Raw genomic sequence first — 12,950 nt, 5'->3', positions numbered from 1 at the left:
CGGCGCGGCCGCGGCGGGAGCCGGCGCCGGTGCCGCCTCCTGTGCCGGGGCGGCCGGAGCGGGGGCCTCGGCGGCGGGTGCGGCGGCCGGAGCGGCCGCGGCCGGGCTCTCGCCCGCATCGGAGATGACGGCGAGCTCCGCGCCTACCTCAGCGGTCTCGTCCTCACCGACGACGATCTTGCTGAGAATGCCGGCAGCCGGCGACGGGATCTCCGTGTCGACCTTGTCGGTGGAGACCTCGAGCAGCGGCTCGTCGACCTCGACCCGGTCACCCTCCTGCTTGAGCCACCGGGTGACGGTGCCCTCGGTGACACTCTCGCCGAGCCGCGGCATGGTTACCGATACCGGCATTGCTTCAGACTCCTCAGTTAAGTGCTGATCCGCAGTTACAAAAGGACGAGGTGAGCTTATTCGCTCAGTTGTGCGCGTGCAGCGGCTTGCCCGCCAGCGCCAGGTGCGCCTCGCCGAGCGCCTCGTTCTGCGTCGGGTGCGCGTGGATGAGCGCCGCGACCTCGGCCGGGAACGCCTCCCAGTTGACGATGAGCGACGCCTCGCCGACCTGCTCGCCCATCCGGGCGCCGATCATGTGGATGCCCACGACCGGGCCGTCCTTCTGGCGGACCAGCTTCACGAAGCCCTGGGTGCCCAGGATCTTGCTCTTGCCGTTGCCGCCGAGGTTGTAGTTGTACGTCTCGACGTTGTCCGCGCCGAACTTCTCCTTGGCCTGGGCCTCGGTGATGCCGACCGACGCGATCTCCGGGTCGGTGTAGGTGACGCGCGGGATGCCCGACTCGACGATAGGGGCCGGGTTCTGGCCCGCGATCGTCTCCGCGACGAAGATGCCCTGCGCGAAACCGCGGTGCGCCAGCTGCAGGCCGGGCACGATGTCGCCGACGGCGTACACGTTGGGCAGGTTGGTGCGCAGGCGCTCGTCGGTGATCACGAAGCCGCGCTCCATGGTCACGCCCTGCGCCTCGTAGCCGCAGTTGGCGGTGGCCGGGCCGCGGCCCACGGCGACCAGCAGCAGCTCGGCCTCCAGGGTCTCGCCGCCGGCGATGGTGACCTTCACGCCGCTCTCGGTCTTCTCGACCTTCTCGAACGGCTTGCCGACCTTGAAGCCGATGCCGCGCTTGCGGAAGGTGCGCTCCAGCTGCTTGGAGATGTCCGGGTCCTCGGCCGCGACCAGGCGCGGCAGGGCCTCGACGATGGTCACCTCGGCGCCCAGCGACTTCCAGGCGCTGGCGAACTCGACGCCGATCACGCCGCCGCCGAGCACGATCGCGGACGCGGGCACGCGGTCCATGGTCAGCGCGTGCTCGCTGGCGATGACCCGCTCGCCGTCCAGCTCCAGGCCGGGCAGGCTCTTCGAGTACGAACCGGTGGCCAGCACGATGTTGCGGCCGGTGTAGCGCTGCCCGTTCACCTCGACGGCGTTCGGCGCGACGAGCGTGCCCTTGCCCTCGACGTAGGTGACCTTCGAGGCCTTGATCAGGCCCTGCAGGCCCTTGTACAGGCCGGCGACCACGCCGTCCTTGTACGCGTTCACGCCCGCCATGTCGATCTGGATCAGCTCGGCCTTGATGCCGATGTGCGATGCCTCGCGGGTCTGGTCGGCGACCTCGCCGGCGTGCAGCAGCGCCTTGGTGGGGACACAGCCCCGGTGCAGGCAGGTACCGCCCAGCTTGTCCTTCTCGATCAGTGCGACGGACAGACCCAGCTGCGCCGCACGCAGCGCGGTGGCATAACCACCGCTGCCGCCGCCGAGGATGACTACGTCAAAGGTCTCGCTCACGATCGCTCCAAGGTCGCGTCATTGCCACTTCGCGTCACGGTGAGCCGGCGTGTGCTCAGCCCACACTCGGTCATCTTGTCACTGCCGACGGTCGAGCGCGCAGTCGAGGTGCTCAAGGACACGTCTGGCTACTCTTGCCCAGTACCATGCGCACCGAAGTCCACCTTCGGAGAGGAGCAGGTGTGGGTTGGTTCCGCCGCCGGGGCGGGTCCCCGGCCGATCGCCCGGCCAACCCGGCCGACATCACCCATCTCGAGCAGTTCGTGCAGTCCCGTCGCGGGGTCGAGGCGTTCATCGAACCGCGTACGACGGTGACCGGGACCACGGTCATCCTCATCGCCCACGACGGTGAGTGGACCCGCCGCCGCATGCCCAGCCCGACCGCGGTGCGCCAGTTCGCCCAGCGCCTGTCCATGCCCGTCTACGACGTCCAGCTCGTCGGCTACCCCCAGCGCATGCGCGACTTCAACGCCCGCCAGAAACTCCGCCCCGCCGAATAGCGCGAAAATGGCGAAGATCGCTGTTTCGTGTCAGAACCTGGGGTCAAACCGCAGGTCATGACACGAAACAGCGATCTTGAACGCTTCGGCAGGGCTCAGCCGTTCGCCGCGTTGCTCGGCGGCCGCTCCGCTTCGCTTCTCAGCCGTTCGCCGCGATGTCGTCGACCAGGGCCAGCAGGGTGCGGACCGGGACGCCGGTGCCGCCCTTGCTCCAGTGGCCGGTGGCCTCGCCGGAGTGGAACGACGGGCCGGCGATGTCGATGTGCGCCCACTCGACGCCCTCGGTGACGAACTCACGCAGGAACACGCCGCCCTGCAGCATGTGGCCGGCGCGCTCCATGCCCGCGCTGACCTGCAGGATGTCGGCGACGTCCGACTCCATCGACTTGCGGATCTCGTCGGGCAGCGGCATCGGCCAGGTCGGCTCGCCGACCAGGTCGCCCGCGGCCTTGGTGCGCTGGGCCAGCTTCTCCGAGCCCATCACGCCGGAGATCTTCTTGCCGAGCGCGATGACCTGGCCGCCCGTCAGCGTCGAGGTCTCGATGAGGTAGTCGGGCTGGGACTCGCAGGCCAGCGCGATGGCGTCGGCCAGGACCATGCGGCCCTCGGCGTCGGTGTTGAGCACCTCGACCTTCTTGCCGTTGCGCATGGTGATCACGTCACCGGGCCGGTACGCCTCGCCGGAGAGCATGTTCTCCGCGATCGGGATGTACGCGGTCACCGCCACGGCGGGCTTGAGCTCGGCGATCGCGGCCATGGTGCTGGCCACGGCGGCCGCGCCGGCCATGTCGGACTTCATCTCCCACATGCCCTGCGCGGGCTTGATGGAGACGCCGCCGGTGTCGAACGTGATGCCCTTGCCGATCAGCGCCACGGTGGTGGACGCCTGGGCCGGCTTGTACGTGATCTTGACGAGGCGCGGCTTGGCGGCCGAGCCCATGCCGACGGCGAGGATGCCGCCGAAACCGCCCTCGATGAGCGCCTTCTCGTCGAGCACCTCGACGTCCAGGCCGGCCTTGCCGGCCAGCGCGGCGATCTCGTCGGCGAAGTTCGGCGGGCGCAGCAGGTTGGCCGGGGCGTTGACCCAGTCGCGGGTGCGGGCGACCGCGGCGGTGACCACGGTGGCGCGCTTGAGCTCGGTGTTGGCGGCACCCTCCTTGGCGTCGGGCACCAGCACCGACACCGCGGTGACCGGGTCCTTGCGGCCCGCGGACGGCTTGCCCTTGTAGCCGGTGAACCGGTACGCACCCAGCGCCGCGCCCTCCGCGACCGCGCGCAGGGTCAGCGCGCCGCTGTCGTCGGCGTCGTCGGACAGGGGCAGCGCCAGCACGACCTTCTTCGCGCCGGCCAGGGCGCGGACCGCGGCGGCGGTGGCGCGCCGCAGGGTGTCGGGTGCGGGTGCCGGGCCGGTGGGCTCGCCGCCCAGGCCGACGGCTACCAGCACGGGAGCGGTGATGGTGCCGAGCGTGGCGAGCTTGGTGACCTCGCCCGCGCCGCCGGTGGCCCCGAGCAGGGCCAGGGTGGCGGTCAGCTTGCCGTCGAACGCGGCGGCGATGCTCTCGGCCCCGGACGCCAGCAGCAGCTCCCCGGCCGCGCCCTCGGCGCCTTCCTGACTGTGGACGCCGATGACCACGGCGTCCACGGTGAGGTCGGCAGGGTCGGTGTCGGCGAGGCTCAGCGTGGGCAGAGCCGTGGTGGGCGTGGTCACAAAGTACTCCTGGTGGACGTGGGTTGCTGCGCCGATGCTAACGAACCCCAAACGCCAGGGTAAGTTGCGCTCATGACCGACATGGGTTCAAAAGACTCAGCCGACCTGCTCACATCGCCTCTACACGATCGTCACGTGGCGCTGGGAGCGAAGTTCGCCGCCTTCGGCGGCTGGGACATGCCGCTGGAGTACGCCGGGGGCGGGGTGCTCAAGGAGCACGCTGCGGTGCGCGAAGGGGTGGGCGTCTTCGACGTCAGTCATCTGGGCAAAGCCCGGATCACGGGGCCGGGCGCGGCGGACTTCGTCAACGCCTGCCTGACCAACGACCTGGGCCGCATCAAGCCTGGTAAAGCGCAGTACACGCTGTGCTGCGACGACGCGACCGGCGGCGTGGTCGACGACATCATCGCCTACCTCTACGGCGACGACCACGTCTTCCTGATCCCGAACGCGGCCAACACCACCGAGGTCGTCCGGCGCCTGTCCGCCGCCGCGCCCGCCGAGCTGACCGTCACCAACGAGCACGCGGACTTCGCGGTGCTGGCGGTGCAGGGTCCGCGGTCGGCGGAGCTGCTGGCCGAGCTGGGTCTGCCCACCGATCACGAGTACATGAGCTTCGCCACAGCGGAGCTGGACGGCGTGACCCTGACCGTGTGCCGCACCGGTTACACCGGCGAGCACGGCTACGAGCTGGTCGTCCCGTCGGGCGACGCGACCCGGGTGTGGGACGCGCTGTTCGGCGCGAGCGTGCCCGCCCGCGCCTGCGGCCTGGCCTCCCGCGACACGCTGCGCACCGAGATGGGCTACCCGCTGCACGGGCAGGACCTGTCCATGGACATCACCCCGGTGCAGGCCCGCGCCGGGTGGGCCGTGGGCTGGAGCAAGCCGGAGTTCTGGGGCCGCGACGTGCTGACCGCGGAGAAGGCGGCCGGTGCGCGGCGCACGCTGTGGGGCCTGGTCGCCAACGACCGGGGCATCCCGCGGGCGCACATGAGCGTGCTCTCCGGCGACCGGACCGTGGGGGAGATCACCAGCGGCACCTTCTCGCCGACCCGCAAGATCGGCATCGCGCTGGCCCTGCTGGAAACCGACGCCGGCCTGGCCGAGGGCGACACCGTCGAGGTCGACGTGCGCGGCCGCCGCAGCTCGATGACCGTCACCAAGCCGCCGTTCGTACAGCCTTCGGTGAAGTAAGCGGGGGACTGTTCGGGCCGGGCCGAACTGTGGCGCGGGCAGACTGGGGGCATGTCCACTCCTGCCCCGCCGGACACCGCCGGTGTCCCGCTGGCCCGGCTCGCCGCGCTGTTCGCCGACAACACGCGTGCCGCGTTCCTGCTCGCCCTGCTCGACGGGCGGGCATGGACGCTCGGCGAGCTGGCCCGCCAGGCCGGCGTCGCCCCGTCCACCGCCAGCGAGCACGTCGACCAGCTGGTCGCGGGCGGGCTGCTGGCGCAGGAGCGCCAGGGCCGGCACCGCTACCTGCGCCTGGCCGGCGCGCATACGGCGCAGCTGGTGGAGGACCTGGCCGCCTACGGCGGGCCGGCCGCCCCGCGGGCCGGCACCCTGCGCGCGTCGGCCGCCACGGCCGCGCTGGCCCGGGGGCGCACCTGCTACGACCACCTGGCCGGGCGGCTCGGCGTCGGGCTCACCGACGCGATGATCGGCCGGGGGCTGCTGCGACTCGACACCGGTTTCGCGCTCACCGACGACGGCATGCGCTGGTTCGCCGAGAACCTCGACGCCGCCGACGAGCTGCGCGGCGGCGCGCGCAGGCCGGTGGCGCGCCCGTGTCTGGACTGGACGGAGCGCCGCCACCACCTCGCCGGCGCCGGTGGCGCGGTGCTGTGCGACCGCCTGCTCGAACGCCGCTGGATCGAACGGATCGGCACCGGCCGGGCGGTGCGCGCGACCCCCGACGGCGTACGGGCGCTGCGCGAGCTGCTCGGCGTCGACGTGTCCGGTGAGCCCGGCTGACGGCCTGTGGATGGCCTAGGGTGGTCGCCATGGCTGTCACGTACGAGCAGGTGAGGGACTGGGTGCTGGCGCTGCCGGGCGGGGCCGAGGTGATGGTCGAGGAGTGGGGCCACCCGACGCTGCGGGTCGGCGACAAGATGTTCGCCGGCGGCGCGCCGGGCAGCCCGACCATGTCGGTGAAGGCCACCAAGGAGGAGCAGGCGGCGCTGCTGGCCGCCGCGCCCGAGGTCTACTCGCCCGCGGCCTATGTCGGGCGGTTCGGCTGGGTCCAGGTGGTGCTCGCCGAGGCCGACCCGGACGAGCTGCGGGAACTGGTCGTCGAGGCCTGGCGGCGCACCGCGCCGAAGAAGCTGGTCAAGCAGTACGACGCGGAGGGCTAGTCGCCGACGCCCTTGGCCGGTGCCACCCGACCCAGCCACGCGGCCGCCTCGTCGGTGGCCAGTACGTAGTCGAGCGTGATGGCGGCGGTCATCATCGGGTAGCGGCGGATGTTGTCCCAGTGGCGCGCGTAGGGCGGCGGGTCCAGCACGACGACCCGGACCCCGTCCAGCGCCGGGATGTCGGCGGGCACCCCCTCGTTCCAGATCCACGCACCGTACGCGTCGACCAGGTTGAACGAGCCGGTCACCTGTCCGCCGAACGCCGAGGCGGGCGCGTCCGACGCCACCGCCGTCCACGCCGGATCGACCGCCAGGCCCTCCAGCAGGCCGTCGGCGGCCGGCCCGGACAGCGTCGCGGCCAGCAGCGAGTGCAGCTGGAAGTTGTCGCCGATCCCGCCGATCGTCACCCGCCAGCCGCGCCCGGTGGGCCGGTGCAGCACCAGCAGCCGCTCCCCGTCGAGCACCGACAGCAGCATTGCCAGCCAGGCCATGTCCTCGCGCTCGGGCTCCAGCGCGGCGACGGCCGCGCGCAGCGCCGGCTCGTCCTGGCAGGACCGCCGGGCCGCGGCCGAGTTCTGCAGCAGCGTGGTGGCGCAGCGCATCCACGACTGCAGCCCGAACCAGCTCTCCGCGAGCCGCACCGCCTGGTCGGGTGGGATGGCCGCGTCCAGGCGCTCCAGGGTGGGCTCGAACTCCGCGGGGTCCGGCTCGGGCGTGCCTTCGCCGGGGAACTCGCGCGCCCAGACCGCGGCGAACTCCGCCGCCAGGCCCGCGACCTCGGTGAGCTGGTTCCGCAGCACCGGGATCAGCGGCTCGGGCGAGGCGCCCAGCTCGATCAGCGCGCCGCAGAGCACCGCGAACTCGCCGCCGAAGCCCGGCCCGAGCTCGCCGAGCAGTTCGGCGCAGGCGGTCAGGGCGGTGGTGAGCTCGTCCGCCGGGGCCGTCTGGGCGGCCTCCCACAGCTGCGCCGTGGCCGACTCGAAGGCCTCGATGTCGCGCTCGCGGCGGGCGCGCACCAGCGCGTCGCAGGCGCGGACGAGCGGGGTGGCGGATTCGAAGATCATTCGCGTGATGTTAGCGGGGCGCGGGTCAGAAGAGAATCAGTCCGATGGCGATCACGGTGGTCCCCGTTTCGGACAGGAAACCGAGCACGTCGCCGGTGATGCCGCCGAACCGGCGTACCAGATGCACGCGCAGGCCTGCCACGACGAGCAGCGAGGCGAAAACGGCGGCCGGGCCCTGCCAGGGACGGCCCGGCACGGCCGGCACCGCCAGCGCCGCGACGGCGATCGCGGCGAGCGCCACCGCGGCCGGGTGCACCGTGCCCGCGACCAGGGCCCCCATCCCGCCGGGCCGCGCCGCGGGCACGCCCCGGCGGCACGCCTCGGCGATCGCCAGCCGTCCACCCGCGACGGCGGCGGCCACCGCCGCGACCAGCGCGGGCAGCGGCCGCGCCGACAGCTGCGCCAATGCCCCGACCTGCAGCAGCAGCACCAGGATCAGGGCCACCACACCGAACGGGCCGACCTCCGGTGACTTCATGATCTCCAGGGCGCGCTCGCGTGTGCGGTACGACCCCAGCGCGTCCACCGCGTCCGCCAGCCCGTCCAGGTGCAGCCCGCGGCTGAGCAGCGCGGCCAGGCCCACCGTCAGCGTCGCGGCGACCAGCGCGGGCAGCCCCGCCGCGAGCGCCGCCAGCACCCCGCCGAGCAGCACTCCGAGCAGCGCGCCGACCGCCGGGGCGAGCGTCATGGCCCGGCCGGCGACGGCGCGGTCCAGGCGCTGCGGACCGGCGACCGGCGCGACCGTGAGCGTGGTCAGCGCCAGCCGCGGGCCGTCAGTCCACGATGGACGTGTCATCGGCGCGGGACACGGCCGGGTCGGTGGCGTCGTCGGGCTCGTCCTCGGGTTCCTGCAGGTGCGCGGGCGGCTCGTCGAGCAGCGGCGGCAGGGCGGGCAGCGACGCGGCCAGGGTGAGCGCCGAGCGCAGCAGCGGCAGTGCCAGCAGCGCGCCCGTGCCCTCGCCGAGACCGGCGTTCAGGTCGGTCAGCGGGGTCAGGCCGAGCACGTCGGCGGCGAGCACGGTGGTCGGGTGCCGGCCGGTGTCGGCCAGCGCGCACCACAGCCGTGACTGGCTGCCCAGGTCCCGGGCGATCAGCCCGGCGGCGACGCCGACCGGCCCGTCCAGCAGCACCGGCGTACGCCGTGCCGTGGCGCCCAGGATGACGCCGGCCGCGACCGCCAGGTCCGGCCCGCCCAGCTCGGTGAGCATCTCCTTGGCCGCCAGCACCCGCCCCCGGACCCGGTGCATCGCGTCGCACACCGCGGCACAGCGCAGCATCCAGGCGGCGTCGTCGACCGTGCCGTCGGCGCTGACCACCCGGCTCAGCAGGCCGGGCACCTCCGCGCCGGTCACCGCGGAGACCACCGCGGCCGCGGCCGCTTCGGCACCCGCCCCGCACGAACCCAGCATCAGCAGGTCGACCCCGCTGTCGGCGGCCTCGTCGGCGAGCTGCCAGCCGTAGCGCAGCAGGCCCTCGACGGTGTCCAGCTCCGCCGCCGGGGTGTGCTCGATCGCCTCGGCCGTGGCGGTGTCGACGATCTGCAGGCTGACGCCGTACTCGGCGGCCAGCAGCCCGATCGGGCCCTCGCCGCGGCGGGCCTGCGCCGCGAGCAGCGCTGCCCCGTGCGGGGTCTGACCGGCGGCGACGTCGCCGTCGTGGGTGCCGTGCAGCAGCAGCATCCGCGGCTGCTGCCACGGCAACGGCACGGCGCGGCCCTGCGCGCCCGCGGCGAACAGCACGATCTCGGCCAGCCGGCCCAGGCCGGAGCCGGGGACGTCGAGCAGGTTCAGGTGGTCGCGGGCGGCGTCGCGGGCGTCGCTGTCCGGGATGGGCAGGTCCATGTTCTGCTGGATGACCAGGCCGGTGGCCACGATCGGCAGGGCCTGGGTGCTCTCGGTGAGCGCGGCGGTGGGCTTCGGCGCGGCGGCGGAAGGGGTGAGCACCTCAGGGCTGGGGATCACCGCGGCGGGCAGTGTCACGGCGATCGGCGCACCGGCCGTCGTCGCGGCGGCCGAACCCGCGGCCGTCACCGCGCCACCGACGACCGCGCCCGGCACCGCCAGGTCGGCCGGTTCCGATCCCGCAGCCGTCACGGCCGGCCCGGCGAAGCCCGGTCCGGAGGTCGTGCCGTCGGCGGTGGTCAGCCAGACCGGGTGCCCGGCGACGACGAGGGCCACCGCGTCGCAGGCCGCGGCGACGGCCTGGTTGGTCAGTCCCATCAGGTCGGCGAAGCGCACACCCGCCTCGGACGGCGGCACCACCGAGAGGCCGACCTCGGGGCTGACCAGCACCACCCGCGCCGGGCACCCGGCGACGGCGGCGGCCAGCCGGCTGACGTGCACCTGCGCGTCCGCGCGGTCCAGCAGGTTCACCACCCAGCCGCCGAGGTCGTCGACGATCAGCATGTCGTCGGGGGCCGCCTGGCCGAGCGCGGTGACCAGGGCGGCCGGGTCGCCGTACGTCTCGACGGTGATCCAGGACTGCGGCCTGCGCTCGCGATGCGCGGCCACCCGGTCGGCGAACGCCGGGTCACCGCCGTCCGCCAGCGCAGTGGCGAGGTAGCGCACCGACCGTGCGCCCGACAGCAGCGATTCGGCGTACTCGCTCTTGCCTGAGCGAATGCCACCGAGTACCAGCACCCGTGCCCCGAAGTGTGGGGGCCAACCGTCATGCGACATGCCCGTACCTTATGACCTTCGGCGCCGGGGCGGGTCAGCGGATGCTCCGCCTGCGCCGCCGGACCGGTGACTGCGGATAAGCTGATCGTCATGACGTGGAGCTGGCGGTACGAGGATGCGGCGGGCAAGCCCGTCGAAGGCCCGAACGAGACGTTCAGCAACCAGGCCGACGCCGAGTCGTGGCTCGGCCAGACATGGCGTGACCTGGTCGCCGCCGGCGCGGTGGAGGTGATCCTCGTCGAGGGCGACCGCGACGAGTACCGGATGAGCCTGCAGGGGGCCTGATCCCCGACCGTCAGGGGCCGCCCGCGGGGCGGCCCCTGACGTTGTGCTCAGGGACGCTCGGCGGGGGACACGGTCTTGCCCGGGTCCCGCTCCGTGATCGGCTCGACGATCTCGTCGATCGCCTTCATCAGGTCGGCGTCGAGCTTCACACCTGAGGCCTTGACGTTGTCGTACACCTGCTCGGGGCGCGTCGCGCCGACGATCGCCGACGACACGTTCGGGTTCTGCAGCACCCACGCGATGGCCAGCTGGGCCATGGTCAGGCCCGCCTGCTCGGCCAGCGGCTTGAGCAGCTGCACCCGGGTCAGCACGTCCTCGTCGAGCCAGCGCGCGATGAAACCGGCACCCGACTTCTCGTCGGTGGCCCGCGAACCGGCCGGCGGCGGCTGGCCCGGCAGGTACTTGCCGCTCAGCACACCCTGCGCCATCGGCGACCAGACGATCTGGCCCAGGCCGAGCTCCTCGCAGGTCGGCACGACCTCGGCCTCGATGACCCGCCACAGCATCGAGTACTGCGGCTGGCTCGACACCAGCGAGATCTTCAGCTCGGTGGCCAGCGCGTGCGCGGCGCGGATCTCCGACGCCTTCCACTCCGAAACGCCGATGTAGTGCGCCTTGCCGGAGTGCACGATGTCGGCGAACGCCACCATCGTCTCCTCGAGCGGGGTCGCGTAGTCGTAGCGGTGCGCCTGGTAGAGGTCCACATAGTCGGTCTGCAGGCGGCTCAGCGAGCCGTTGATCGACTCCATGATGTGCTTGCGGGACAGGCCGCGGTCGTTGCGCCCGGACCCGGTCGGCCAGAAGACCTTCGTGAAGATCTCCAGGCCTTCGCGGCGCTCGCCCTTCAGCGCCCGGCCGAGCACCGCCTCGGCCCGGGTGCCGGCGTACACGTCGGCGGTGTCGAAGGTGGTGATCCCGCTGTCGAGGGCGGCACGCACACACGCGTCGGCGGCGTCCTCCTCGACCTGCGAGCCGTGGGTGATCCAGTTTCCGTACGAGATCTCGCTGACGAGCATCCCGGAACGGCCCAAATGCCGAAACTCCATACGGAGACCCTATGCCGACCAGGTTCGGCCCGCCGCAGAGGGTTGAATGTTCTACAAAACCGGTTTCGTGTCGGCCAGCAGGCGGTCCAGCTCCTCCATGACGACCTGGCGGCTCGGCAGCTCCGGGTCGATGAAGGGGCGGCCCTTGCGGTCCAGCGCGCCCCAGCGGCCGGACGGGCCCGCGATCAGGAACGCCACCGGGTGGATGACCAGCGCGGGGTGCACGGGCGGCACCACCACGGCGCCGGTGCGGTCCACCACGCCCTTGCGGCCGCCCGCGTCCACGATGGCCAGACCCTCGTCGGAGAAGCCGTCGACGTAACGGCCGTCGGTGAGCGCGGTGGCGAACCCGGTGAACTGGAACGGCACCACGGCCCGGCCCTGCTTGTCGACCGCGCCCCAGCCGCCCCGGCGCACCGCGGCCAGGCCGCGGCGGAACGGGCGTACGTCCTCGAAGCCGGTGGAGATGACCACCCGGCCCTGCTTGTCGATGGCGACCCAGTTGCCCGCACCGTCACGCGACACCCAGGCCAGCCCGTCGGAGAACGAGCCCACGCCGAGCCAGCCGGCCCGGCCGTCGATGAGCCGGGTGCCCGCCTCGTCGATCAGCTCCCAGGTCTCCATCTCCGGGCGGCGCACCCAGGCCGCGCCGTCGCGGAACGGCTGCACGTCGGCGAACGCGGGGGAGATCACGGTGCGGCCGTCGGCCCCGGCGAAGCCCCAGCACTGCACACGCTCGTCGAAGCGCGGCACCGGCGGCTTGCTGACCTGCAGGATCTCGTCCATGCTGCGCGGGTACGGACCCATGCCGTTCTCGGCGATCTTCATCGAGACGGCGTCGAGTGCCATCTCGGTGCGCGTGATCAGCTCCGGGTCCTCGACCTTGCGCAGCTCGAGCGCCTTCTCGAAGTGGTTGAACGCCTCCATGTAGCGGCCCTGGTCCAGGCAGGACCGCCCGGCGTGCTCGTGCATGGTGGCGCGCAGCCGGTCCGGCAGCTCGCTGGAGTTGGCCTCGGCGAACAGCTTGTCGGCCTCGGTGAAGTCACCGCGCCACTGCAGCACGTGCGCCAGCCGGGCCTTGGCCAGCGCGATGCGGCGCAGCTCGCCGGTCGCCTCGGCGTGCACGAGGGCCATCTTGCCGTCCGACAGCGCCTTGGTCAGGTCGCCGAGGATGCGCGAGACCACGGCCCGCAGGCTGAGCAGCCGGGCGCGGGTCGGGTTGTCGGTGGCCGGGGTGAGCTTCTCGGTGAGCCGGTCTCGGATCTCGCGCAGCTCGTCGGGGTTGTCGACCAGCTCGCGCAGGGTCTCGTGGTGGAAGCGCCACTCGTACGCCGCCAGCACCTGCTCCGGGTCGGGGCCCGCCTCGGGGGTGGCCTCCGGCTCGGGTTCGGCCGCCGCGGCAGCGGCCGCGGCCGCGGCACCGGTGACCGTCGCCGTCGTCGCCGCGGGCTCGGCCGCCGCGGCAGCGGCCGCGCCGCCCGGGCGGACCAGCGGGTGCAGCATCGTCGGGGCGGACAGCGCGG

General features: G+C 72.9%; 13 protein-coding genes. 5 read left to right on the top strand and 8 right to left on the bottom strand.

Annotated features, from left to right (window positions below):
• Window positions 1–351, bottom strand: a 351-nt coding sequence (locus tag FLL47_RS42370; protein ID WP_342780401.1) for a biotin/lipoyl-containing protein, incomplete at its 3' end; no start/stop codon positions are given.
• A 64-nt stretch (window positions 352–415) separates the two neighbouring features.
• Window positions 416–1,792: a dihydrolipoyl dehydrogenase gene (gene lpdA, locus FLL47_RS42365; RefSeq protein ID WP_144128349.1), complete on the bottom strand. Its 1,377-nt coding sequence runs from the start codon at window positions 1,790–1,792 to the stop codon at window positions 416–418.
• Between the two features lie 146 nt (window positions 1,793–1,938).
• Here lpdA and FLL47_RS42360 point away from each other — a divergent pair, with 146 nt between their 5' ends.
• Window positions 1,939–2,292 carry a hypothetical protein gene (locus FLL47_RS42360; protein ID WP_144128348.1) on the top strand — a complete coding sequence of 118 codons (354 nt, stop codon included), beginning with the start codon at window positions 1,939–1,941 and terminating at the stop codon, window positions 2,290–2,292.
• A 139-nt stretch (window positions 2,293–2,431) separates the two neighbouring features.
• On the opposite strand, the gene FLL47_RS42355 is transcribed toward FLL47_RS42360, so the two are convergent.
• On the bottom strand, window positions 2,432–4,000 hold the full coding sequence (locus tag FLL47_RS42355) for a leucyl aminopeptidase (RefSeq protein ID WP_144128347.1): 1,569 nt from the start codon (window positions 3,998–4,000) through the stop codon (window positions 2,432–2,434).
• Window positions 4,001–4,072: 72 nt separating this feature from the next.
• Between FLL47_RS42355 and gcvT the strand changes: the two genes are divergently transcribed.
• The 3 genes from gcvT to FLL47_RS42340 are packed head-to-tail and all read left to right on the top strand — an operon-like array spanning window position 4,073 to window position 6,354.
• Complete coding sequence (gcvT, locus tag FLL47_RS42350; RefSeq protein ID WP_144128346.1) at window positions 4,073–5,194, top strand: glycine cleavage system aminomethyltransferase GcvT; 1,122 nt, start codon at window positions 4,073–4,075, stop codon at window positions 5,192–5,194.
• A 51-nt stretch (window positions 5,195–5,245) separates the two neighbouring features.
• Entirely contained in the window at window positions 5,246–5,974 is a 729-nt protein-coding gene (locus FLL47_RS42345) for an ArsR/SmtB family transcription factor (protein ID WP_144128345.1), read from the top strand.
• Between the two features lie 29 nt (window positions 5,975–6,003).
• The gene (locus tag FLL47_RS42340; protein WP_144128344.1) at window positions 6,004–6,354 is read left to right on the top strand and encodes an MmcQ/YjbR family DNA-binding protein; all 351 of its coding nucleotides are present in this window, start codon (window positions 6,004–6,006) and stop codon (window positions 6,352–6,354) included.
• Here FLL47_RS42340 and FLL47_RS42335 read toward each other — a convergent pair.
• From FLL47_RS42335 to FLL47_RS42325, 3 genes are read right to left on the bottom strand one after another with little or no spacing between them, the layout of a single operon-like run.
• On the bottom strand, window positions 6,351–7,418 hold the full coding sequence (locus FLL47_RS42335) for a hypothetical protein (protein ID WP_144128343.1): 1,068 nt from the start codon (window positions 7,416–7,418) through the stop codon (window positions 6,351–6,353). The genes FLL47_RS42340 and FLL47_RS42335 overlap by 4 nt on opposite strands.
• Window positions 7,419–7,443: 25 nt before the next feature.
• On the bottom strand, window positions 7,444–8,214 hold the full coding sequence (locus FLL47_RS42330; RefSeq protein WP_144128342.1) for an adenosylcobinamide-GDP ribazoletransferase: 771 nt from the start codon (window positions 8,212–8,214) through the stop codon (window positions 7,444–7,446).
• The gene (locus FLL47_RS42325; protein WP_144128341.1) at window positions 8,192–10,096 is read right to left on the bottom strand and encodes a bifunctional adenosylcobinamide kinase/adenosylcobinamide-phosphate guanylyltransferase; all 1,905 of its coding nucleotides are present in this window, start codon (window positions 10,094–10,096) and stop codon (window positions 8,192–8,194) included. Before FLL47_RS42325 ends, FLL47_RS42330 begins: the two co-directional genes overlap by 23 nt.
• 90 nt (window positions 10,097–10,186) lie before the next feature.
• Here FLL47_RS42325 and FLL47_RS42320 point away from each other — a divergent pair, with 90 nt between their 5' ends.
• The gene (locus FLL47_RS42320) at window positions 10,187–10,381 is read left to right on the top strand and encodes a hypothetical protein (RefSeq protein WP_120316212.1); all 195 of its coding nucleotides are present in this window, start codon (window positions 10,187–10,189) and stop codon (window positions 10,379–10,381) included.
• 47 nt (window positions 10,382–10,428) lie between these two features.
• Here the strand turns inward: FLL47_RS42320 and FLL47_RS42315 are convergent, their stop codons facing one another.
• A complete protein-coding gene (locus tag FLL47_RS42315; protein WP_144128340.1) occupies window positions 10,429–11,427 on the bottom strand; it encodes an aldo/keto reductase family protein in 999 nt (332 codons plus the stop codon).
• A gap of 51 nt (window positions 11,428–11,478) precedes the next feature.
• Window positions 11,479–12,930 carry a WG repeat-containing protein gene (locus tag FLL47_RS42310; protein ID WP_425457835.1) on the bottom strand — a complete coding sequence of 484 codons (1,452 nt, stop codon included), beginning with the start codon at window positions 12,928–12,930 and terminating at the stop codon, window positions 11,479–11,481.
• Window positions 12,931–12,950 lie beyond the last annotated feature (20 nt).

The organism is Catellatospora sichuanensis, from assembly GCF_007483665.1.
Classification (GTDB): domain Bacteria; phylum Actinomycetota; class Actinomycetes; order Mycobacteriales; family Micromonosporaceae; genus Catellatospora; species Catellatospora sichuanensis.
Note: the sequence above shows the minus strand (reverse complement) of the source record. Positions and strands in the feature narration are given on the sequence as shown.

What these genes read in the sequence shown, in the direction of transcription:
- FLL47_RS42330 (WP_144128342.1), bottom strand. Translation starts at nt 8,214, where the DNA reads ATGACACGTCCATCGTGGACTGACGGCCCGCGGCTGGCGCTGACCACG.
- FLL47_RS42315 (WP_144128340.1), bottom strand. Translation starts at nt 11,427, where the DNA reads ATGGAGTTTCGGCATTTGGGCCGTTCCGGGATGCTCGTCAGCGAGATC.
- FLL47_RS42340 (WP_144128344.1), top strand. Translation starts at nt 6,004, where the DNA reads ATGGCTGTCACGTACGAGCAGGTGAGGGACTGGGTGCTGGCGCTGCCG.
- FLL47_RS42360 (WP_144128348.1), top strand. Translation starts at nt 1,939, where the DNA reads ATGCGCACCGAAGTCCACCTTCGGAGAGGAGCAGGTGTGGGTTGGTTC.
- FLL47_RS42345 (WP_144128345.1), top strand. Translation starts at nt 5,246, where the DNA reads ATGTCCACTCCTGCCCCGCCGGACACCGCCGGTGTCCCGCTGGCCCGG.
- FLL47_RS42325 (WP_144128341.1), bottom strand. Translation starts at nt 10,096, where the DNA reads ATGTCGCATGACGGTTGGCCCCCACACTTCGGGGCACGGGTGCTGGTA.
- FLL47_RS42335 (WP_144128343.1), bottom strand. Translation starts at nt 7,418, where the DNA reads ATGATCTTCGAATCCGCCACCCCGCTCGTCCGCGCCTGCGACGCGCTG.
- gcvT (WP_144128346.1), top strand. Translation starts at nt 4,073, where the DNA reads ATGACCGACATGGGTTCAAAAGACTCAGCCGACCTGCTCACATCGCCT.
- FLL47_RS42320 (WP_120316212.1), top strand. Translation starts at nt 10,187, where the DNA reads ATGACGTGGAGCTGGCGGTACGAGGATGCGGCGGGCAAGCCCGTCGAA.
- FLL47_RS42310 (WP_425457835.1), bottom strand. Translation starts at nt 12,930, where the DNA reads ATGCTGCACCCGCTGGTCCGCCCGGGCGGCGCGGCCGCTGCCGCGGCG.